The organism is Emticicia aquatilis (genome assembly GCF_014644295.1).
Lineage (GTDB): Bacteria > Bacteroidota > Bacteroidia > Cytophagales > Spirosomataceae > Emticicia > Emticicia aquatilis.
Map to the genome: position 1 here is coordinate 31,142 of NZ_BMKK01000008.1, position 21,943 is coordinate 53,084.

The window sequence follows — 21,943 nt, forward strand, 5'->3', positions numbered from 1 at the left end:
ATGGATATAAATTTACTGCTTTATTTTGCCAAATACCTATTATAAATATCAATGCAAGTTCACCAAACCGTACTTACCCATTACCGTTTCTTTATTACTACTTTCTTATCCGTAATAATTTCGTTTCTAACTTTTGCTCAAAACGAAACGCCTGATTTATTTATCCCTCCGACTCATGCTCGAACCTCAGCAATAAAAGCCGAAAGAGGCGAGAAAAGAGCAGCTATGATGCAGCTCAATATAAATTTAAAGACAGGAGAAAAATTACGTTTACCCTCAGAAATCAATCTGAATCTTTTTGATAATCTAAAGATTCCTGTGAAACTCGACCCAGCGAGAAAAACAACTTACAAGAATCTGGAAGTTTACCGAGGACGAAGCAACGATACAAAGTTTTCGCATCTGGCTCATTATCGAGATGTTGTCATTATTTATAATCCTGCCAGTAACAAGATTGTTATTCAATTGAATACTTCAAAAGGGGCGTTTGAAATAAAACCACTCACTAATACTGATGACTATCGAATAACAGAATGGGCTCAGAATAATGATTTTTGCGAGAAAACTGCCTTTGAATCCAAAGATAATTTGATAGCGGCAGCTTCGGGTTGTGAAGAAAAAGATGCCTCGGGTAAGTATGTAGCCGACCTTTTTGTCGGATATAGTTATGCCGCAGCTGCCATCGCTGGTGATATTGATGCCCACGCTCTTTCATTGGTCGAGATGGTCAATAATGGTTTATCTAATTCATTAGTAACTAATATTTATGTACGTTTGGTCGGTACTGGTATTGATTCGCATAACCCTGGTATCGTAACGAGCGTACTTTCTGATGTTTACACATGGTTTGCCGATGAAATTGCCCTTACCGCTCCCGACTTTGTAGCGTCAATTCAAGTGCCAACAGGTGCAGTCAACGAAGCAGGTGGCTGGGCTGGTGTTGGTGGTTATTCATCAGTCAATAGTATTGATGGAGCTGCCGCAGTTTTTCGTCATGAAATTGGCCATAATATCGGAAGTAGCCACTGTACTCCCGGGATTTTGCCTTATGCCGCTGGCTATGATAATGGTAATTCGAGAACCCACATGTGCGGAAATAGCGTAAATTTTTATTCTACACCATTAGTAGTTGATAACCTCAATTTGCCACTTGGCAATGCCTCAACCGCTGACAATGCCCGTGTATGGCGAGAAAGAGCCGCTACGGTTTCATCAAAGAGAAAACATACGATTCGATACGATGCCAACGACCAAGGATGTGTAACTAATTTTGTTAATGGTACTTATCATATTCAGAATGTAAACAGCGGTAAATATATAGGTACGTCAGGGGCTTCTACTGCCAGTGGCACAAACTTAGTGTTGGCCGATAGTAGTGCAAATACCCGTTGGAATCTTTATCATTTAGGCGATAATGTTTTCAAAATCGTAATGAACCAAAATGCGTCAAGAAGCATTGATGTGCCAGGTGGCTCTACTTCGGCAGGTACTGCACTGATTATTTGGTCGGCGGCAAATAGTTCTAATCAGCAGTTTATTTTAGAATCTTTGGGTAGTAATAATTATAAAATAAAACCTCTGAATGGACTGTGCTTTCAAGTAGCCAATGATGGCACAACCAATGGAAACAATGTAGTACAGAATAACTGTACAACTGGAAATTCGGGTGTTTGGAAGCTAATTCCAGTAGCCAGCAATAAACTGAATGTTACGGTCAATACAACCGAAGTTGCTTGTTTTGGTACAAATACTGGTTCGGCAACTGTTTTGGCTACTGGCGGAACAGGAAATTATACTTTTTCTTGGAGTAACGGAACAACAGAGAGTACGGCAAATAACTTGTCAGCAGGTAATTACACCGTAACCGTAAGTGATGGTGTAACTTCTATTCCGTACGCTTTTGCCGTTAAGCAGAAAGATAAATTCAGCATAAATGTCACTACTCAAATGACCACTCTTTCGCCAACGGGTAGTGCTTCGGCGACGGTTTCGGGTGGAACAGCACCTTATACATTTCAGTGGAGTGGCGGAACAGCCGTTGGGCAATCGACATCCCAGCTTTTGGCGGGAGTTTATACGCTCACAGTAACTGACCAAACGAACTGCTCGTTTCAAAAAGAATTTTATATAGCTTGCTCCGATTACAAAAAATCTTGTAATGATGGAAATCCAAATACCATCGGAGATTATATTAACGAAAGTTGTAACTGTGTGGGTACGACAGTGGTTTGCTCGCCTACAAGAGAGAATGTGACCCTAAATAAACCCGCTACTCAGGTGAGCACCTACGGAAGTGCCGATGCCAGCCGTGCGGTCGATGGCAATAAAGATGGGAATTATGATAATGGTTCGGTGGCTCATACCGATGCTTTGGCTGCAAATGATTGGTGGCAGGTTGATTTAGGTCAGGTCGTAAAAATATCTGATGCTGTTATTTGGAATCGCACGGATTGCTGCGAAAGCCGAATGGACAGTATTTATGTTTTTATTTCATCAAGTCCATTTTCTTCTACTAACTTGGCTACGACTTTGGCTGACCCAAACATTTGGAGAGTAAAACTTGATGGTAGAAAAGCCCCGAATGTAGTTTTTTCGCCGAATACTGATGGTAGATATCTGCGAATTCAAAATAGTAAAGTTGGAGCTACATCGCTCAATATTGCGGAGGTTGAGGTTTTCTCTTGCGGAGCTCCACTGACCACCGCCTTAACTGCTAATCCATTGACAGGAACTACATGGGAAGTAAAAGGTAAAATAAAAAGAATAGGCAGCACGATTTCGGAGGTTTATATAGAACACGGCAACGGTAATTTCAATAATACCGATTTAGTGACGATTTCGAATATCAATCAAAAAGATTCAGTTCTTGTCTTTAAAAATTTTGATATTGCCGCTAATACAAATTATCAGTTTAGACTAAAAACCGTAACTCCTCAAGGTACTTATTATAGTAATTCGTACAATTTTTCGGTGAATCAAAACTATTGTACGCCAACTATATCGGGAGGCTTTACTTGGTATAAAAGAGCAAGTAAAATCAAATATAAAAGCACCGAATACAGTATCGGGAGTGTGGAATATACCGATAAATATAACACACTTTTAGACTCGCTTCAGATGAATACCACATATAGTATTGATTGTAGTACTCCCGATGCTGGTTGGACGAATCTATCTTATAATATTTACATCGACCTCAATAATGACAAACGATTTGATGGATATAATGAATTGGTTGGTAAAGCCTCGCCAGCAGGACAAATGACAACTGTAAGTTTCAAAATTCCTGATGCCGATATTAAGGTTGGTGAGCCACTCAGAATGCGGATTCAAGGTTATGAATCTTCGGGGGCAACAAGCTGTACGGCACAGAAAGGCAATTTTATCGACTTTAAAGTAGTGATTAAAGATGCTGCTTGTAGTTTGGGTGGGCAAATTTCAACCTTATACCGTGACCAAGACGGCGACGGTTTTGGCGATGCTACCCAGAGTATTTACGGAAACTGTGCCAACAGCACAGGGTATGTAAAAAACAAAACTGACTTTAATGATACCGATGCCACTATTTACCCAAACGCTCCCGAATTATGCGATGGCAAAGACAATAACGGTAACGGACAAATTGATGAAAATGGCGTACCTGCTCTACAAAATATCTTGTTTAGTAATCAGGTATTGAGTTCGGGTACAAATCGTGCTGCCGTGAATATTCAAACCGAACAAGGCGTAAGCATTCCAACAGGAGCAAACGTCAACTTTTTCTCAGTAAAGACAATTAATTTACTGCCTGGAACAACAATTTCTTCGGGAGCAGTCTTTAGAGCCGAGATAAAGGTTGGTTGTGGGAATTAAATAATGAATTAGTTATACGAAAAATGTCGAAGATTGCTATTTCAGTCTTCGACATTTTTTGTTATTTCTTTATTACCTTCAAATCCTTAAAATAACCTTCCGTCCAGTTGCCTATCCAAAGCCCAATGTTGCCAGCCTTATCTGCTCCAAGTTTTAGGTCATTTACAATCAAAGATGGTTGTTTTGCATTGTTTACAAATAACTTAGCTTTTTGTCCTGCTACTTCTATTCGCAGCGTTATCCATTCATTTAAGCCCATATCTGCGTAAGATTCGTATTTTTCGGGGTCGGTCTTGCGTAATTTATCAAAACGGAAATCGGGGAAAGCAAAGTACTGAATACTATGGTTTCTGCGAATTTGGTCGTCGGCACGGCCATTAGTCGGGCGAATGTAAATACTCTCAAATGTTGAGTTTTTATCACCAATTCTAAAAGCAAGGCCAATAAAACCACGGGCAAAGGCTGGAGCATTTTTCATCAATCTGCTCAAAACCTTTACTTCGATTACTCCATTCTTAAAGTCAAGGTCTTTTATTTTCACAAACGTAGCTTCATCTGTGCCTTTTATGGTCGTATCGGCTTCTATTTTTACAACCTCTTTTCCTTCCATCTTTATAAAAGACAGATACACTTGATTGGCTTCGAGACTTTCTTTACTCATTTTAATATTCTGAGCCGATAGTCCAGAAGAAAGCAGGATGGTTACTAATAAAAGACACAGTTTTTTCATAATATTTGATTTATAATAGACAAAAGTAATAAATAATCGGATAGTGCATATTTGTAGTCGGTTTTTGAATAGTAATAAACATAGATTGAGTTATACTTTTGCAAGAAATAAAACAGTAGTGAATAGTTAAAAGAAGTTTGGATTTAATAATCTAAAATTATGAAAGAGATATTTGATGCTTACGTAAAAGCGATGAACGATGGAAATATCGACGAGGTAATGACTCTGATGGCAGAAAATGTGAGCTTGATAAATTTTCGTTATCGTCCAGTTTCACCTATTTCAAATAGTCGAGATTTATTACGAGCATATATTACTGAATCGATTATCGAACAGAATGGCCAAATATTTCCAATAGATTTCAGCGAAACAGACAACCGAATTGAAGGAAAAGTAGAAGTTAGAAGTGATAGAATAACAAAAGCTGGTTTTGAGCGAATTATAGGATTTGAAAAGTTTACTATCGAAAATGCAAAAATTACACAATTTGAATTTCAAATGGATTTAAGCGATGAAACCACCTGTGGTTTTTTAGAATTTGTTAAAAATCTTGAAGCTAATAGACCAAAATAATTGGAAAATGATGAACGAAATTAGAAGAGTCGTAACTGGTCACACCACCGATGGGATGGCCATTTTTACTGCTGATGACTCATTTGAAACCGTTGTGATTCCAACGGGTGATGCAGCTATGGCAACCATCTGGACAACCGCCACCGTACCTGCCGATTGTAATGACGAAACTGATGGCCGACTTCGAGACGCAGGCACAACGCTTAAAGGTGGTTCGGTCATTCGGGTGGTAGATATGCTGCCCAATGCTTCATCGCCACTGCATCGCACCAATAGTATTGATTATGGCATTGTAATTTCAGGAAAAATTGAGCTGGAGCTTGATAATCAAGTATTTAAAACAATTGAGGCAGGTGGAATAATCGTTCAAAGAGGTACAATTCATAAATGGAGAAACCCAAGTGCCGATGAAATTTGTAGGATAGTTTTCATTCTGACCGAGGCAAAACCTTACGAAGTAAATGGCGTTGCTCTGGAGGAATGTATGATACACTAAGACGATTTTGGATTTACGATTTTGGATTTACGATTTTGGATTACGGATTTAGCAGCCCAAAATCTTACTGTAAAAACTTAAATCCCAAATCCCCAATCTGAAATCCCAAATGAATAATTTATTTGATTTATCTGGAAAAACCGCTCTTATCACAGGCTCAACATCGGGTATGGGTAAGGCAATTGCTTATGCGATGGGGCTACATGGTGCAAAAATTGTAGTTTCGAGCAATGATATGGCTGGAGTAATCGAAACTGTCGAGGAATTTCGTGCTGAAAAAATCGAAGCCATTGGGGTTGAGTGTGATATGAATAGTAAAGCAGATATTGATACCCTTTACCAGCAAGCTATCGGTACTTTTGGCAAGATTGATATTTTAGTAAACTGCGTAGGAGTAGCTCCAACGGGTAGTTTTTTCGATATTAATCAAGAAAATTTTGAGAAAACTATGGGTTTGAATCTTCAAGCAGCCATTTACTTAACAAAATTGGTCATTTCGACCATGCAGGAGCAAAATGATGGGTCTATCATTTACTTGGCAAGTATTGCGGGTGTACGAGGTAATAAATATCTGGGACTTTATGGCGTTTCGAAAGCTGGTTTGATTGAATTAGCCCGAAATCTTGCGGTAGAATTTGGCCCCGATAATATCAGAGTAAATACGATTTCACCCGGTATGATAAACACACCTTTTTCGGAATCTTTAATGAAAAACGAAGAATTCATGAAAAAACGTTTATCTCAAACTCCACTTAGAAGAGTAGGCGAAGTAGAAGAAATTGCTGGTGTAGCAGTAATGCTCGCCTCGAAAGCAGGAGGATTCATTACTGGCCAAAATATAATTGTTGATGGTGGCACTACGATTAGCGATGGGAATTAGGAACTGTAGATTAGTTACTGATTGATTTTTAATTCCAGTAACAAGTTTTCCAGTAACCAGTTCACAAATAACAAATAATCAAACATGAAAAGATTCCAAAATAAAGTAGCTATTGTAACGGGTGCAGCATCGGGAATTGGGCGTGCAACGGCCATCAAATTTGCCGAAGAAGGAGCTAATGTTGTATTGGCAGATTTGGCTGAATTTGAGTCAGTGAAATCCGAAATCACAAATCCGCAATCCCATATTTATTTAAAATGCAATATCGGTGAACGAGCAGACGTAGTAAATCTAATAGAAACCACCGTAAAAACCTTTGGCAGAATAGATTATGCCGTAAATTGTGCGGGTATTGCAGGAAAAGTCTCCAAACCTGTGCATGAATACCCAGAAGAAGATTGGTTGAATCAAATTCAGATTAATCTTGTGGGCACTTGGTATTGCGTGAAATTTCAGTTGGAACAAATGATGAAACAAGGCGGTGGAAATATCGTTTGTGTTTCGTCGGCGGCAGGTTTAGTGGGGCAACCCGAAAACTCGCCTTATGCGGCATCGAAACATGGCGTAAATGGCTTAGTGAAATCGGCAGCTATAGAATATGCCACTAAAAATATCAGAATAAACGCCATTTGTCCAACCGCCATAGAGACGCCCATGATTATGCACGGTAGAAGAAAATTAGCCGAAAATCCCGAAGCACTACAACAAGCCATTAATTTCCAACGCATGAAACGCATGGGGAAACCAGAAGAAGTAGCCGATGTGGCTCTTTGGCTTTGTTCCGACCAGTCGAGCTTCATCACTGGGCATTGCATGGCGGTTGATGGTGGGGCATTTGCTTAATAATATCAAACCAAAATTTAAACAATGAAAAACCTCTTTTTTACAATCGTTATCTTGTTCATAGCCAATAGTTTCAATGCTAAGGCTCAAACAAAACCAACGAAGCTTTTCAAGCATATCGTTACGGTAACTTTCACCGAAAATGCTCCTCAAAACGAAATCGACGAAGTTGATAAATCATTTAAAGGTTTGGCAAAACTCAAAGTAGTGAAAGCCTACGAATGGGGAGTTGCACCCATTACCGACCGCAACAAAGAAAACAAACATACCTATGCTTTTACCTTTGCTTCACTGGATGATTTAGCAAAATATGCAGAGTCGCCCGAGCACCAAAAACACATCAAAGTAGGTGTTGCGATAACTAAAAAGGTTGAAGCTGTGCAGTATTTTGTTGAGAAGTAATATACATGTGATAGCATTTTGTCACAAAACCACGATTTATATCTTTTTATTCGTGGTTTTGTGGCACTTTTGTGTATAAACAAAATTCTGATTTGAAATTACTTTTAAACAAGACAGTGCAGGAGTCTTTTTATAAATGTTAGTTATATTTTTGAAATTAAAACGAAACATTCAACCTTAACGATGAGAAAATACCTTTTACTAACCTCCCTTTTTATGCTGGTTTTGGGGCAATCTTTTGCCCAATTCAAACTACAAAAGCTCCAAGTCAATTATCAAACCACTCCTTTGGGAACCGATTTGGTCAAACCTCAGTTTTCGTGGCAAATGGCTAACGCTGCTAATAGACGTGGTCAAGCTCAAGTTGCTTATCAGATAGAAGTGACCGATGAGCAAAATCGAGTAGTTTGGAACACCAAAAGAGTTGAATCTGACCTTTCTCATGCCATTCAGTATGCAGGAGAGGCTCTCAAACCAACTACTCGCTACCGCTGGAAACTAACAGTTTGGGATAATTTTAAGGCTTTTTCGGTCAATAATTCTTGGTTCGAGACGGGTTTCTTGAACACCAAAATTGATGCGTGGTCAGGTGCCAGTTGGATAGGTGGTAGCGGCGAAGATATTCCATTTTACTCGCATTATTTGTCGGTTTTCAAACTCCAATTTGATATTCAACTCGATAAAACCAGTAGTTCTACTAAAGCTTCGTTTGTATTGGGGGCAAACGATAGCCGTTTGATGAACAAAAACCTCAATTACATGGGGGTTGAGCGTAAGAAAAATGAGAGTTATGTTGCACTCGAATTAGATATCTCTTCGCTTAATGCCGACACTTCCAGCCGTGCTAAATTAAGCATCTATCGAGTTGGCTATACTGCCGATGATAAAGCAACTATTCCTTTCAAAACGCTATCTATTCCTCAAAATATCATTAATAACTCCAATAAATTTGATAAACATAGCATTTACACCGAATGTAATTTCGATTTATTTGAGTTTTTTGTTGATGGCTCCGATGATGCCCATAAATTAAAAGACCCCACAGCTCCTCCCGCAGGTCGTTTTGGCCCAAGAGGCGTTAATCTAAACCCAGTAGGGAGCGGAAATAACTACATTAGTTTTCCGATGTTGGCCGATATTGGTTTCAAAACCGAAGCCAATCAAAGTGCTTATTTTTCAAATATTCAAGTAAAAAACCTTCGTTATCCGAGTAATACTATTTTCTCCGAAAATCTATCGGCTGGGAAAAGTATTTTTAGCAATATCGGTATTGAAAATGGGGCATACCGTGTTTCTGGTAATACGTTCATCACTACAAACCCAAGTCGAAATGCCACGCCAATGCTCCGAAATGTATTTAAAACCGAAGCAAAAGCCATCAAAAAAGCACGTTTGTATGTAACGGTAAGAGGTATTTATGAAATGTATCTGAATGGACAACGCATCAGCAACGAATATTTCAATCCTGGGCTTACGCAATACAACAAAAACCACATGTATCAGACCTACGATATTACTTCTTCACTCAAAAACGGTCAATCCAATGCCATTGGAGCTTGGTTGAGTGAAGGTTGGTGGAGCGGAAATATTACATATAGCGGTGAAAGTTGGAATTGGTTCGGCGACCGCCAATCGCTTCTGGCAAAAATGGTGATTACTTATGCCGATGGCTCGGAACAAATCGTTACGTCGAATGATAAAGACTGGAAAATTTATACCGATGGACCAATCAGGATTGGGTCGTTTTTTCAGGGAGAAGTTTATGATGCCACCAAAGAAGATGTCATCAAAGGCTGGACAACTGCTACTTATGATGATAAATTGTGGAAAAAAGCCGTAGAAGTTCCACTCGAAGGTACAGCTGTAGTAGGCGATGTTAGATATTCGGGAAGATATTCTGCGTCATTACCCTACAATGATTTCAAACTTGTTGGTCAAATGGGCGATAATGCCAGTATCGTGAAAACACTCAATGCCCTTAATGTAGAGGAAGTTCGTCCGAAAGTTTTTGTTTATGATATGGGGCAAAATATGGTTGGATTTCCTCAAATCAAGATTAAAAATGGTAAAAAAGGGCAAGTTGTCAATATCCGTTATGCCGAAATTAAATACCCGAATCTGCCTGATTATAAAGGAAATGAAGGAATGGTCATGATGGAAAATATCCGAGCTGCCCTCACGCAAGACCAGTACATTTTAAAAGGTGGCGATGAAGTAATTCAGCCACGATTTACGTTTCACGGTTATCGTTATTTAGAAATTAAGGGCGTCGAGCAAGTTATTCCAGCGGCTGATGTTAAAGGCTTAGTAATCAGTTCGATAAGTGAATTGGCATCTTTCTACGAAACCAATAATGCACTCGTAAACAAACTTTGGCAAAATATTACTTGGTCGCTTCGCAGTAATTTCCTTTCGATTCCGACCGATACGCCCGCCCGTAATGAGCGTATGGGTTGGAGTGGCGATATTTCGGTTTTTTCAAAAAGTGCCACTTACCTGACCGATGCCAATTTATTTTTGAGAAGACATCTTTTGGCCATGCGAGACATTCAACCAGAAAGTGGTCGTTTTACTGATGTTGCTCCAGTTGGTGGTGGCTTCGGTGGCACACTTTGGGGAAGTGCAGGAATTGTGGTTGCGTGGGAAACGTATCGCCAATACGGTGATATTCAGTTATTGGCCGAGCATTTCGATGCCATGAAAAAATACATCAATTACTTGGAAACCAAAGTTGACAAATCAAACGGAATTTTAAACGAAGGCCCGTTGGGAGATTGGTTGAGTCCAGAAGGGAATAAAAATGATAATACTGAGTTTTGGATGGCATATTTTGCTTACGATTTAGACATTATGAGCCAAATGGCAACAGCTTTGGGCAAAACCGAAGAGGCTAAGAGTTTGAAAAACAGAAGCGAGGAAATAAAGAAAACCTTCAACGAAATTTATGTTGATAAAGCCACTCATCGAACTATTAAATCGGGAGTAAAAACTGGATTTATGGGGCCACCAAATGCCCAAGAAGCAGCGTCAAAATCTGATAAAGGGCAATTAGTTGATACTCAAGCATCGTATGCTATTCCATTGGCTTTGGGTACTTTCAATACTGAAAACAAGGCTTTTGCTATTAAGTTTTTAAACGAAGCCATTGCTCGTAAAAATAAAGATGATGGCGGTATCGAACGCCCCGAAAATTCATTGATGACTGGTTTTATCGGAACAGCTTCAATTTCAGAAGCACTTTCTGAAAACGGTAGCAACTATTTAGCCTATAAACTATTGGTCAATAAGCAATATCCATCGTGGTTATATTCGGTCGTAAATGGAGCAACTTCTATTTGGGAAAGGCTCAATTCTTACACCGTAGAAAATGGTTTTGGTGGAAATAACTCAATGAATTCATTTAATCACTATTCGTTTGGAGCGGTGGCTTCGTGGATGTATAATTATTCGTTGGGTATTCAACGCCATCCGCAAAAGACTGGTTTCAAGGAATTTATTCTAAAACCAACCCCAGACCCAAGCGGACAAATCACATTTGCCAAAGGGTATTATGATTCGATGTATGGCAGAATCAGCAGCGAGTGGAAAAATGAAGGAGGAAAAATAACTTATAAGTTTACTGTGCCTGCCAATACATCGGCTACCTTGTATTTGCCTGCTAACAAGCAAATTACAGAATCGGGCAAAACTGTAAAAACTGATAAAACTGAAGGAGATAAAGTATTAATTACTTTAACTTCGGGAAGTTATGTTTTTGAGGTGAAGTAAGAAGTAAATAATCTTAATTATCAATTAAAGGCCATCTATCAAGGTGGCCTTTGTTGTTTGGTAGAATAAATGTTTTATTTAGTCGATAGATATTAGTGAATAGTGAGAAGTACACCAAAAATTAATAAAAAAAGTGACTTTATTTATATAAATTTGGAATCTTGAATGTAAGATTTACTGATGTGAAATTTCGTAAGATAATCTCACTAACGCTTTTGAAACTTTGCGTTTAAAGTAGCATACTAAATAACCCCATTTTGACTCAACCTTTTATGAAAATTATTAAAGTATTTCTGTTACTTTTCTTTTTCGGTATCATTCAGCTTAAAGCCCAAATTCGATTACCAAAACTCATTTCTGATAATATTGTTTTGCAGCGAGACCAACCCATAAAGGTTTGGGGTTGGGCTTCTCCAAAAGAGAAAATATCGCTCACTTTCAATAAAAAAGATTACAAAACTACTACCAATGATGATGGTAAATGGGAAATTCAGCTTCCTGCACAACTCGCAGGAAGTGGTTTTGATATGCTACTGAAAGGTAAAAACGAAATCACTATTAAAAACATAGCTTTTGGCGATGTATGGCTTTGTAGTGGACAGAGCAATATGGTAATTCCGATGGAACGAGTGAAAGAAAAATACCCCGATGATATTGCCTCGGCTAATTATCCTGATATTCGTAATTTCTTCGTGCAGACACTCACCGATTTGAATGCTCCCAAAGATGATTTACCGCAAGGGGAGTGGAAAACGGCAAATCCGAAGGATATTCTTACGTTCGGAGCGGTTTCTTACTTTTTTGCCCGTGAAATTTATGAAAAATACAAAGTGCCAATTGGCATCATCAATAGCTCGGTTGGAGGTACTCCAATCGAAGCTTGGATAAGTGAAGGCGGCTATAAAAACTTTGCCGATATTCAGAAAACCATTGCCAAAAATAAAGACACAGCATATATAAACTCGCTTAATCGCCGTCCTGCTGTTTCGTCAAACAAGCCAATTCTCCGAGATTTAGGAATGATTGAACACTGGGAAAGTGCTGATTATCAGCCAAAAGGTTGGCGAAATATAAATATCCCAGGTTTTTGGGAAGACCAAGGATTGAAAGATTTGAACGGCGTAGTTTGGTTTAGACGAGAGTTTGAAGTTCCGCAAAGTTGGCTTGGTAAAGCTATCAAGCTTTATATGGGACGAATTGTTGATGCCGATGAAATGTATGTAAATGGGAAAAAAATCGGAAATATCACCTATCAATATCCTCCACGACGATACGAAATTCCTGCCGATTTATTGAAAGCAGGAAAAAATACCTTTGTTATCAGAGTAACCAATACTGCTGGCAAGGGCGGATTCGTACCCGATAAGCCTTACTTCATGACAAGCAATGGTGAGCAAATAGACCTAAAAGGCACATGGCAATATAAAGTAGGAGAGGTGTATCAACCAACAAATGCAGGTGCTTCGGGTAATGGCGGAATTGTATTTCAAAATCAGCCAACAGCTTTATTCAATGCCATGATTGCTCCAGTTTTGCCAATGAAAATCAAAGGTTTTGTATGGTATCAAGGCGAAAGCAATGTTGGTAGTCCAGAAGCTTATGATACTTTTATGCCCGCTTTGATTAACGACTGGCGAAGCCTCTGGCATGATGCAAATTTGCCATTTTTTGTGGTACAGTTGGCGAATTTTCAAGAGGTAAACTATACACCTACCGAAAGCAATATTGCCCGACTTCGAGAAGGACAAAATCAAGCACTAAAATTGCCCAATACTGCCGTAACAGTTACGATAGATTTGGGCGAGTGGAATGATATTCATCCACTTAACAAAAAAGATATTGGTAAACGTTTGGCTCTTTCGGCCAGAAATTTGGCTTACAACGAAAAATCAGTCGTTTTTTCGGGGCCAACACTCAAATCTCAAAGTATCGAAAACGATAAGATAATACTGAGCTTTGATAATGTAGCTGAGGGAATCACATCAAAAGACGGTGAAGATTTACGTTGGTTTGCGATTGCTGATTACGATAAAAAATTCGTTTGGGCTAAGACTCGTATCGTTGGAAAAGACAAAATCGAATTATGGAATGAAAGCGTCAAAACACCAAAATATGTGCGATATGCGTGGCAAGATAATCCCGAAGATGTAAACTTCTATAATTCGACCAATCTTCCTGCGTCGCCATTCAGAACCGACGCCGAAAACCTTGATGAAACCAAAGCATGGAAAGGGAAAAAATGTGCCGTTGTACTGACTTACGATGATGCCCTTAATGTGCATCTGGATAATGTCATTCCTGCTTTAGATTCTTTGAGTTTGAAAGGAACTTTCTATCTGACGGCCTCATCAGATGCAGGTTCAAAACGTATCAATCATTGGCGAAAAGCCGCTTTGAATGGTCACGAACTGGGAAATCATACACTCTATCATCCATGCGATGCGACATTACCAGGTATGAGTTGGGTAAAACCCGAATACGATTTAAGTAAATATAGTTTGAAACGAATGCAAGATGAGGTTAGAATGTGTAATGCTTACCTAAAATCAATTGATGGCAAAGACAAACGCACTTTTGCTTTTACCTGCGGACACAAAAAGGTGATTGAAGGTGAATTTATGCAAAGTCTTGCCAATGATTTTGTAGCAGCAAGGGCTGTTAGGTCAGAAATGCACAATTTAGAAGAGCAGAACTTATTAGATGTTGATTGTTATAGCATGGAGGGAACTACTGCTGAGCAGATGATAGCATTGGTGAAACAAGCTCAAGTTTCAGGTAAATTACTCGTTTTTTTGTTTCATGGTGTAGGAGGGGAGCATGGCCTAAATGTAGCAAAAGAAGAACACAGCAAATTGTTACATTATCTGAAAGAAAACGAAAAAGAAATTTATATAGATACTATGCTGAATGTGGCCGAGCATATCAAAGCCATCAAGACTAAAACTCAACCTTAAACCATGAAAGCAATCAAACGTATAATTTTATTGAGTAGTATTAGCCTTTCGAGTTTTGCACAATTTGGTCTTACTCCTGCTCAACGAGATAGCATAAATAAACTAACCAGCGAAGACTATAATAATATGGTCGAGCAGCTGGGTATTGACCGTTCACTCATTCGTAGAGGCCCTTCGGGCAATCCAAACGATGCCAATGCCGCCAATAGTTCGGAAGAAAAAGTAAATAAATACACTTTACCAGACCCATTAATGCTAAAAAATGGTCAAAAAGTAAAGAATGTAAAAGACTGGACAGAAAAACGCCGCCCCGAGTTAGTGACAGATTTTGAAAACGAAATCTATGGCCGATTGCCACAAAATCTACCAGCCGTAAATTGGCAAGTAATTTCTGTAAAAGATACTTTAGTGGGTAATCAAGCCATTACACAAAAAATATTAAAAGGAATTGTCGATAACTCATCTTATCCAGCCATAAAAGTTGAAATAAATTTATTACTGGCAACTCCTGCCAAAGCTCCCAAGCCTGTACCAGTAGTAATGGAATTTGGTTTTATACGTTCGCCATTTAATGCTGGCTCAATTAAACCAATTGGTTTAGGTTCGTCGGGTGAGCCTACTTGGCAAGAGCAACTTATTTCACGGGGTTGGGGATATGCCATTATTGAGCCAAGTAGTATTCAGGCTGATAATGGAGCTGGTCTTACGAAGGGAATCATCGGTTTGGTAAACAAAGGTGGGCGTCGAAAACCCGACGATTGGGGAGCATTACGTGCTTGGGCTTGGGGGGCAAGTCGTGCCATTGATTATTTTGAATCAGACAAAGATGTTGACGCCAAACGTTTGGCAATCGAAGGGCTTTCACGCTACGGAAAAGCTGCCCTTGTATCCATGGCATTTGAGCCTCGTTTTTCATTAGGTTTTATAGGTTCATCGGGTGCAGGTGGAGCAAAAATCCTTCGCAGAGTTTTTGGCGAACAAGTCGAAAACTTAGCATCTTCTGGCGAATATCATTGGTTTGCAGGCAATTTTATTAAATATACCAGTAAACTAACACCCAACGACCTTCCAGTTGATGCCCACGAATTAGTGGCTTTATGTGCTCCACGACCAGTTTTTATAAGCTCAGGTTCACCCCAAGTAGAAGGCCAATGGGTAGATGCAAAAGGAATGTTTTTGGGGGCAGCTCATGCAAGTTCTGTGTATATTTTACATGGGAAAAAAGGTTTAGGAACTATGGAGTTTCCTAAACTGGGAATGGCCTTAACCGATGGAGAAATTGCATTCCGCCAACACGCAGGTGGACATAGTACAGGCCCAAACTGGAGTACTTGGATTGGATGGGCGTGTAAATATTGGAGCGATTGTAAGTGAGTTTTTTATTTTTTAAAATATTACTATTCGTCAACACTGATATTAAATTTATTTCATAATTACAGATATTAGACCATAACTTTTTAGTAGTTTAGCGAAGTAAAAAGAGCTAAGAAAATAATGAGGTTTAATCTCAGCAATACCATCAATTAAGCTCAAATATTCAATCCTATAAAATTTAAACAATGAAGAAAAAAATGAATGAATCTCGGAGAGATTTTATAAAGAAAGGAGCGATGGCGTCTTCTTTTTTTATTGTCCCGAGAAATGTACTTGGTGGAGTAGGTTTTACCTCTCCAAGTGACCAACTTAACATTGCCGCCATTGGTGCAGGAGGAAAAGGCCGAAGTGATATTAAAAATGCCTCAGTTAATGGTCGAGAACGAATCGTGGCTCTTTGTGATGTTGACTTTTCGGGTTCTGCCAAAGAAACAGTTGCGTTATTTCCTAATGCAAAACGTTATGCCGATTACCGTGAAATGTTGGATAAAGAAAAAGACATTGACGCCGTAACGATTTCTACCCCTGACCACGTACACGGCCCTGCGGCAGCTTTTGCAATGGAGAGAGGCAAACACGTATATGTGCAGAAACCAATGACGCATAATATTCGTGAAGCGAGATTACTCACCGAAATGGCCAGAAAATATAAAATCGTGAGCCAGATGGGTAATCAAGGGGCATCGAATCCTTTACTGAATACCGTGAAAGGTTGGATTGATTCTGATAAACTCGGTAAAATTTCAAAAGTGCAGATATGGACAAACCGCCCAGTTTGGCCACAAGGAAATCCGATGCCAAAACCAGATGAAAGCTTAAAACCAAAGGATTTAGACTGGAATTTATGGTTGGGGCCAAGCGAATATAAGCCTTACATTCCGAACATGCACCCATTTAACTGGCGAGGTTGGTGGGATTACGGTACGGGAGCTTTAGGTGATGTGGGTTGTCACTTGATAGATATTCCATTCCGTACTTTGGGTTTAAAATACCCAACCGATGCTGAATGTAGCGTAGCTTCAGTATATTCAAAAATGTGGTCGCCTGATTACAACCCTGAGGGTTGCCCAGCATCTTCATTCATTACGCTTCATTTTGATGCAACTGCTAAGAGCAAATCACGCATTGAAATGACATGGAGCGATGGAGGTATCCGTCCATCACACCCTGATATTATCCCTGCCAATGAAGATATTGGCGGAACAAACAGTAGCAATGGTGTGCTTATTATCGGCGAAAAAGGTATCATTTCGACCAATATTAATGACAGTTCACCAATGATGCCAAAATTATATCTAAATGATGGTACGAAAGAATTAGGCCCAGATTTACCTAAAGATATTGAACCCGAATACGGTCACCAACGCAGATGGGTTGATGCCTGTAAGGCAGGATTTAAAAGCAAAGAGCATTTAGGTTTAACATCATCTTTTGATTATGCCGGCCCAATGACCGAAACGGTTTTAATGGGTAATTTGGCTATTAGAAGCTATATGCTGCGTAAAGAAAATAGTAAAGGACAAATGGAGTTTTTCGCTCGTAAAAAACTTCTTTGGGATGGTGAAAATATGAGAATCACTAACTTAGAAGAAGCCAACCAATTTGTTGGTAGAACCTATCGTGAAGGTTGGAAAGTATAGAAGCAATCCTTTAAAGTTTAATATTTAGTCTTAAAAAATATATTTAGGGCAATTAAATTTATGACCTCAAAAAGGTGGAACATCACAATGATTGTTCGACCTTTTTGAGGTTTTTTTATGAACGCTTTTACGAAAAAAACGGCTTCTCCATTACAAATTACTTAGTCTCCCTTTCAAATAAATAATATTAACCAGCGATAATAATTTATCAAGGTGTATAGATATACTACAAAAAATAGTTGATATAATTCAATACCAGTCGTTTATGGTATTTTTCATTGTATAAAATTTGATAATGAAATAATCAGCCAAAGAAATCTCTGATTCTGCATAGTATTCGCCGTAAAATGCTAAATAATATCCTATTTATTAAATTAATTTTGTAACATTAAATCTTAGATAATAACAATTTTAAATATGGCAAAGAATCCTCATTTTCTTTCTCAAATGGCTCACGTAGAGGTATTGACTACTGACCTTAACAAATCGGTTGAATTTTTCAGAGATGTAGTTGGCATGGACGAAACTGGTCGTGAAGAATCGTCAGTTTACCTCCGAGCTTGGGGAGATTATTTTCATCATACATTAAAGCTCACACAAAGCGAAAAATCTGGACTTGGACACATCGGCTGGCGTGCGGATAGTGCCGAAGCACTTGAAGAATGTGTGGCTCATCTTGAAAACTTAGGTGCTGGTTTAGGCTGGGTAGAAGGTGATTTAGGACATGGAAAAGCTTACCGTTTTAAATCTCCAGACGGACACACCCATGAAGTATTTTGGGATGTAGTTTGGTTGCGTGAAACTGGCGAAAGAGGTAGTATTTATGCCGACCGCTATGCAAGTAACCGTAAATTGGGTGCAAATCCACGCCGTTTCGACCACGTAACCTACATGGTTGCCAAAGGGAAATATGCCGCTGAAAAGGCATTTTGGCAAACCTTTGGTCTGAAAAACCCTGATGAGATTCGTATTAGTGATGAGATTCCACCAATTGGAGGCTTATGGACAATCGGTAACTTATCACACGATATTGCAGTATTTACCGACCCAAATATTGACGAAAACGAAGGTGTTCTAAACCATATTTGCTGGAATGTAGATAGCCGAGAGGAGGTTTTGATAGCTCTTGATTATTTCATTGAAAAAGGTTATAAAAGTGTAATGGGTGCTCCGACTCGCCACAAAGCCGATGAAGGTTTCTTCATTTACATTACCGACCCAGGTAGTGGAGTTTTGTTTGAGTACTATGCTTGTGCCAGATTGGTATTTGCACCAGACCACCTCGATGTTCATTACCTAAAAGATAATCCGAATGATGCGTGGGGAAGTGCCAATCCATTTGCCGAAATGGGTAAAGGCAAAAAACTCGGCCTTTCAGAAGACGGAACAGTAAAACCAGCAGACGTTTAATGATTTGGGATTTTTGATTTGGGATTTCGGATTTATTGATAGAAACTGTTATGTTCAAATCATTAAACAAAAAACTAAATCAAAATGACACAAAAAGAACTACAAGATAGATTAAAAACCTATGCAATTGAGATTGTAAAGTTTGCTGAAAAATTACCCGATTCGCTTGGTTTTCGAACAGTACGAAATCAAATTGTTAGATGTGCTCCTTCTGCAGCTGCAAATTACAGGGCGGCTTGTAGAGGTAAATCAACTAACGATTTTAAATATAAACTGGAAATCGTTGAGGAAGAATTAGACGAAACTATGTTTTGGTTAGAATTCACAGTTGGCCTTGATGATTCAAAAAGAGATTTAGTTTCTCCGCTTTGGAAAGAAGGCAATGAATTATTATCAATCATAGTTTCAAGTATTAACTCAGTCAAAAAGAAATTAAAAAATAATTGATTAGGATGAAGGGTATAAATCCCCAATCCAAAATCCCCAATCCAAAATCAGTATGTGGCATTATTTTCCTGGGCAGTATATGCCCTCATATCAAGTAAATAGAGCATTGACCCAAGCCCATTATGGTGGCGGTGAATTTGCCGAAATTTTAGAGGTTGCAGGCGAAATCGACCCATCTGACCGTGAGAGTTTTAACCGTGCGTGGGTAAAAATGGGTGATAAAGTTTATGACAAAGCCGAGGCTTATGCCGCCGCAGGTCAGCGAGTATCTGCCCGTAGAACTTACCTCAGAGCGTTCAATTATCTTCGTACAAGCGAGTTTTTTATGACTTTGCATGATGAACGTAAGATTCCATATTACCTCAAATGCCGTGATGCTTTCATCAAAGCCATTGATTTGTTCGATGAGCGTCCAGTAACGGTTGATATTCCGTTTGAAGGCTCATTCCTTCCAGCCTATCTTTTCAAACCATCGGGTGTAAAAAATCCACCAGTAGTAGTCATGTTTGGTGGCTTAGATAGTTTGGCCGAAGAACTTTATTTCGGTATTGCCCAACACCTCAACGAACGTGGCATTGCCATGATGGCCGTTGATGGCCCAGGGCAAGGAGCAGCATTAAGATTAAACCATATTCATACTCGCTACGATTATAATGTAGCTGGTTCAGCAGTTTTAGATTACATCATCGAAAATTTGGGCGAGCATGTTGATACTTCGAGAGTAGGAATCGGAGCCGTTTCTATGGGTGGGTATATGGCCGCTCGTTGTGCAGCTTTTGAGCCTCGCTTCAAAGTTTGTATGATTTTCGGAGCGGTTTGGTCTTATTATGATATTTGGAAAAACCGTCCAGATAATCACCCTTTAGCTGAAATCGTGCAGCACATCGTAGGGGCTGACAACATGACCGAGGCACGTGAACGCTTGAAAAACTTTACGTTGGAAGGCGTGGCTGAGAAAATCCAATGCCCAACCTATATTCTTCACGGGGAAGATGACCGCCAGAATTTTGTAGAAAATGCTTACAAAGTAAATGAGGCTCTCACTTGCGAACACGTGATGGAAATTGTGCCTAAAGAAGAAAGTGGTTCGGCTCACTGCTCAGTGGATGACTTCACGAAGTCATTCAATATGTACGATTGGATTGAGAAGAAGATAAAAGAATAGCCCCCAACCCCTAAAGGGGAGTAAGGAAATTCTGATTATAGTCAAACCAAAAGAATTAATTAAGATATAAAATTCCCCTTTAGGGGTTAGGGGTATGATACAACAAATAAAAAAAGGAATCACATACGCCGAGAGCAAAGAGGCGGATTTGAAAGTAAGGGCATTAGTAGAAAACATGCTCGAAAAAGTTACGCAAGAAGGCGATGCCGCTGTGCGTGAGTTTTCAGCAAATCTTGATAAATGGTCACCTGCCAGTTTCCGACTATCTGAGTCAGAAATCAAAGAAATCATTGCGGGCTTACCGCAACAAGTAATTGATGATATTAATTTCGCACAAACCCAAATCAGAAATTTTGCTCAAATTCAACGTGAATCTATTAAGGATGTTGAGGTTGAAACCCTACCAGGCGTTTTCTTGGGACATAAAAATATTCCAGTAAACTCGGTGGGCTGCTATGTTCCAGGTGGACGCTATCCAATGGTTGCATCGGCTCACATGAGCGTACTCACGGCAAAAGTAGCAGGTGTAAAGCGTGTAATTGCTTGTACACCACCCATTAATGGACAAATTCCATCCGCTACGGTAGCGGCAATGTACATGGCAGGTGCTGACGAAATTTATCTTTTGGGCGGCGTTCAGGCAATCGCTATGATGGCTATTGGTACCGAAACAGTAAAACCAGTCGATATGCTCGTTGGGCCGGGAAACGCCTACGTAGCCGAAGCCAAGCGTCAGCTTTTTGGTAAAGTTGGAATTGACCTTTTTGCTGGCCCGACCGAAACTTTGGTGATTGCCGATGATACAACCGATGTAGAAACTTGTGCCACTGATTTGCTCGGTCAAGCCGAACACGGTCCAACTTCACCAGCAGTTTTACTGACTACCAGCAAAACCATTGCCGAAGGTATCGAAGCCGAAATTCAAAGACAACTAACTGTTTTACCAACGGCCGATGTTGCCGCTGTTGCTTGGAGAGATTACGGACAAGTAATATTATGTGATACCGTTGATGAATTAATTTCGGAAGCCGACCGCATCGCCAGCGAACACGTACAGGTAATGACCAAAAATCCACGTCTTTTCTTAGAAAAAATGACCAATTTCGGTGGATTATTCTTAGGTGATAAAACTAATGTGGCTTATGGCGATAAAGTCATAGGTACAAACCATACGCTTCCAACAAGAGAAGCAGCTCGCTACACCGGCGGACTTTGGGTAGGCAAATTCTTAAAAACTTGCACATACCAAGAAATCAAAACCGAAGAAGCAAGCAAGCTAATTGGTGAATATTGTTCTCGTCTATGCGAAATCGAAAACTTCGCAGGTCACAAAGAACAGGCAGATTTGAGAGTTAGAAAATATAGTAAATAGTTACTGGAGAATTAGTTACTGGTTATTTGTATTTTTC

General features: G+C 39.4%; 15 protein-coding genes. 14 read left to right on the forward strand and 1 reads right to left on the reverse strand.

Translation table 11 applies throughout. The features are described from left to right. Positions 1–51: 51 nt before the first annotated feature. On the forward strand, positions 52–3,852 hold the full coding sequence (locus tag IEX65_RS18570; protein WP_188768118.1) for an RICIN domain-containing protein: 3,801 nt from the start codon (positions 52–54) through the stop codon (positions 3,850–3,852). Between the two features lie 61 nt (positions 3,853–3,913). Here IEX65_RS18570 and IEX65_RS18575 read toward each other — a convergent pair whose 3' ends face one another. After that, positions 3,914–4,582, reverse strand: a complete 669-nt coding sequence (locus IEX65_RS18575; RefSeq protein ID WP_188768119.1) for a hypothetical protein — start codon at positions 4,580–4,582, stop codon at positions 3,914–3,916. Between the two features lie 159 nt (positions 4,583–4,741). On the opposite strand from IEX65_RS18575, the gene IEX65_RS18580 reads away from it, so the two are divergent. The 13 genes from IEX65_RS18580 (at position 4,742) to hisD (ending at position 21,906) form a co-directional block, all read left to right on the forward strand. Beyond that, positions 4,742–5,155 carry a nuclear transport factor 2-like protein gene (locus IEX65_RS18580; protein ID WP_188768120.1) on the forward strand — a complete coding sequence of 138 codons (414 nt, stop codon included), beginning with the start codon at positions 4,742–4,744 and terminating at the stop codon, positions 5,153–5,155. A 7-nt stretch (positions 5,156–5,162) separates the two neighbouring features. Further along, on the forward strand, positions 5,163–5,651 hold the full coding sequence (locus IEX65_RS18585) for a cupin domain-containing protein (RefSeq protein ID WP_188768121.1): 489 nt from the start codon (positions 5,163–5,165) through the stop codon (positions 5,649–5,651). Positions 5,652–5,760: 109 nt separating this feature from the next. Beyond that, positions 5,761–6,531, forward strand: a complete 771-nt coding sequence (locus IEX65_RS18590; RefSeq protein WP_188768123.1) for an SDR family NAD(P)-dependent oxidoreductase — start codon at positions 5,761–5,763, stop codon at positions 6,529–6,531. An 84-nt stretch (positions 6,532–6,615) separates the two neighbouring features. Beyond that, positions 6,616–7,374 carry an SDR family NAD(P)-dependent oxidoreductase gene (locus tag IEX65_RS18595; protein WP_188768124.1) on the forward strand — a complete coding sequence of 253 codons (759 nt, stop codon included), beginning with the start codon at positions 6,616–6,618 and terminating at the stop codon, positions 7,372–7,374. Positions 7,375–7,398: 24 nt separating this feature from the next. Next, the gene (locus IEX65_RS18600) at positions 7,399–7,776 is read left to right on the forward strand and encodes a Dabb family protein (RefSeq protein WP_188768126.1); all 378 of its coding nucleotides are present in this window, start codon (positions 7,399–7,401) and stop codon (positions 7,774–7,776) included. A gap of 183 nt (positions 7,777–7,959) precedes the next feature. Next, the gene (locus IEX65_RS18605; protein WP_188768128.1) at positions 7,960–11,544 is read left to right on the forward strand and encodes a family 78 glycoside hydrolase catalytic domain; all 3,585 of its coding nucleotides are present in this window, start codon (positions 7,960–7,962) and stop codon (positions 11,542–11,544) included. Between the two features lie 272 nt (positions 11,545–11,816). Further along, entirely contained in the window at positions 11,817–14,498 is a 2,682-nt protein-coding gene (locus tag IEX65_RS18610) for a sialate O-acetylesterase (RefSeq protein ID WP_188768139.1), read from the forward strand. A gap of 3 nt (positions 14,499–14,501) precedes the next feature. Continuing rightward, entirely contained in the window at positions 14,502–15,872 is a 1,371-nt protein-coding gene (locus tag IEX65_RS18615; RefSeq protein ID WP_188768141.1) for a glucuronyl esterase domain-containing protein, read from the forward strand. A 185-nt stretch (positions 15,873–16,057) separates the two neighbouring features. Continuing rightward, the gene (locus IEX65_RS18620) at positions 16,058–17,512 is read left to right on the forward strand and encodes a Gfo/Idh/MocA family protein (protein WP_188768143.1); all 1,455 of its coding nucleotides are present in this window, start codon (positions 16,058–16,060) and stop codon (positions 17,510–17,512) included. 417 nt (positions 17,513–17,929) lie between these two features. Then, positions 17,930–18,922, forward strand: a complete 993-nt coding sequence (locus IEX65_RS18625) for a VOC family protein (protein ID WP_188768145.1) — start codon at positions 17,930–17,932, stop codon at positions 18,920–18,922. Between the two features lie 84 nt (positions 18,923–19,006). Further along, entirely contained in the window at positions 19,007–19,369 is a 363-nt protein-coding gene (locus IEX65_RS18630) for a four helix bundle protein (RefSeq protein ID WP_188768147.1), read from the forward strand. A gap of 52 nt (positions 19,370–19,421) precedes the next feature. Then, complete coding sequence (locus IEX65_RS18635) at positions 19,422–20,534, forward strand: alpha/beta hydrolase family protein (protein WP_188768149.1); 1,113 nt, start codon at positions 19,422–19,424, stop codon at positions 20,532–20,534. Between the two features lie 94 nt (positions 20,535–20,628). Then, positions 20,629–21,906: a histidinol dehydrogenase gene (gene hisD / locus IEX65_RS18640; RefSeq protein WP_188768150.1), complete on the forward strand. Its 1,278-nt coding sequence runs from the start codon at positions 20,629–20,631 to the stop codon at positions 21,904–21,906. Positions 21,907–21,943: the final 37 nt, after the last annotated feature.

Excerpts from the sequence above, each read along its gene's own strand:
- IEX65_RS18575 (WP_188768119.1), bottom strand. The coding sequence starts at position 4,582 with ATGAAAAAACTGTGTCTTTTATTAGTAACCATCCTGCTTTCTTCTGGA.
- IEX65_RS18605 (WP_188768128.1), top strand. The coding sequence starts at position 7,960 with ATGAGAAAATACCTTTTACTAACCTCCCTTTTTATGCTGGTTTTGGGG.
- IEX65_RS18590 (WP_188768123.1), top strand. The coding sequence starts at position 5,761 with ATGAATAATTTATTTGATTTATCTGGAAAAACCGCTCTTATCACAGGC.
- IEX65_RS18625 (WP_188768145.1), top strand. The coding sequence starts at position 17,930 with ATGGCAAAGAATCCTCATTTTCTTTCTCAAATGGCTCACGTAGAGGTA.
- IEX65_RS18630 (WP_188768147.1), top strand. The coding sequence starts at position 19,007 with ATGACACAAAAAGAACTACAAGATAGATTAAAAACCTATGCAATTGAG.
- IEX65_RS18595 (WP_188768124.1), top strand. The coding sequence starts at position 6,616 with ATGAAAAGATTCCAAAATAAAGTAGCTATTGTAACGGGTGCAGCATCG.
- IEX65_RS18615 (WP_188768141.1), top strand. The coding sequence starts at position 14,502 with ATGAAAGCAATCAAACGTATAATTTTATTGAGTAGTATTAGCCTTTCG.
- IEX65_RS18585 (WP_188768121.1), top strand. The coding sequence starts at position 5,163 with ATGATGAACGAAATTAGAAGAGTCGTAACTGGTCACACCACCGATGGG.
- IEX65_RS18580 (WP_188768120.1), top strand. The coding sequence starts at position 4,742 with ATGAAAGAGATATTTGATGCTTACGTAAAAGCGATGAACGATGGAAAT.
- IEX65_RS18570 (WP_188768118.1), top strand. The coding sequence starts at position 52 with ATGCAAGTTCACCAAACCGTACTTACCCATTACCGTTTCTTTATTACT.
- IEX65_RS18600 (WP_188768126.1), top strand. The coding sequence starts at position 7,399 with ATGAAAAACCTCTTTTTTACAATCGTTATCTTGTTCATAGCCAATAGT.
- IEX65_RS18620 (WP_188768143.1), top strand. The coding sequence starts at position 16,058 with ATGAAGAAAAAAATGAATGAATCTCGGAGAGATTTTATAAAGAAAGGA.
- hisD (WP_188768150.1), top strand. The coding sequence starts at position 20,629 with ATGATACAACAAATAAAAAAAGGAATCACATACGCCGAGAGCAAAGAG.
- IEX65_RS18635 (WP_188768149.1), top strand. The coding sequence starts at position 19,422 with ATGTGGCATTATTTTCCTGGGCAGTATATGCCCTCATATCAAGTAAAT.
- IEX65_RS18610 (WP_188768139.1), top strand. The coding sequence starts at position 11,817 with ATGAAAATTATTAAAGTATTTCTGTTACTTTTCTTTTTCGGTATCATT.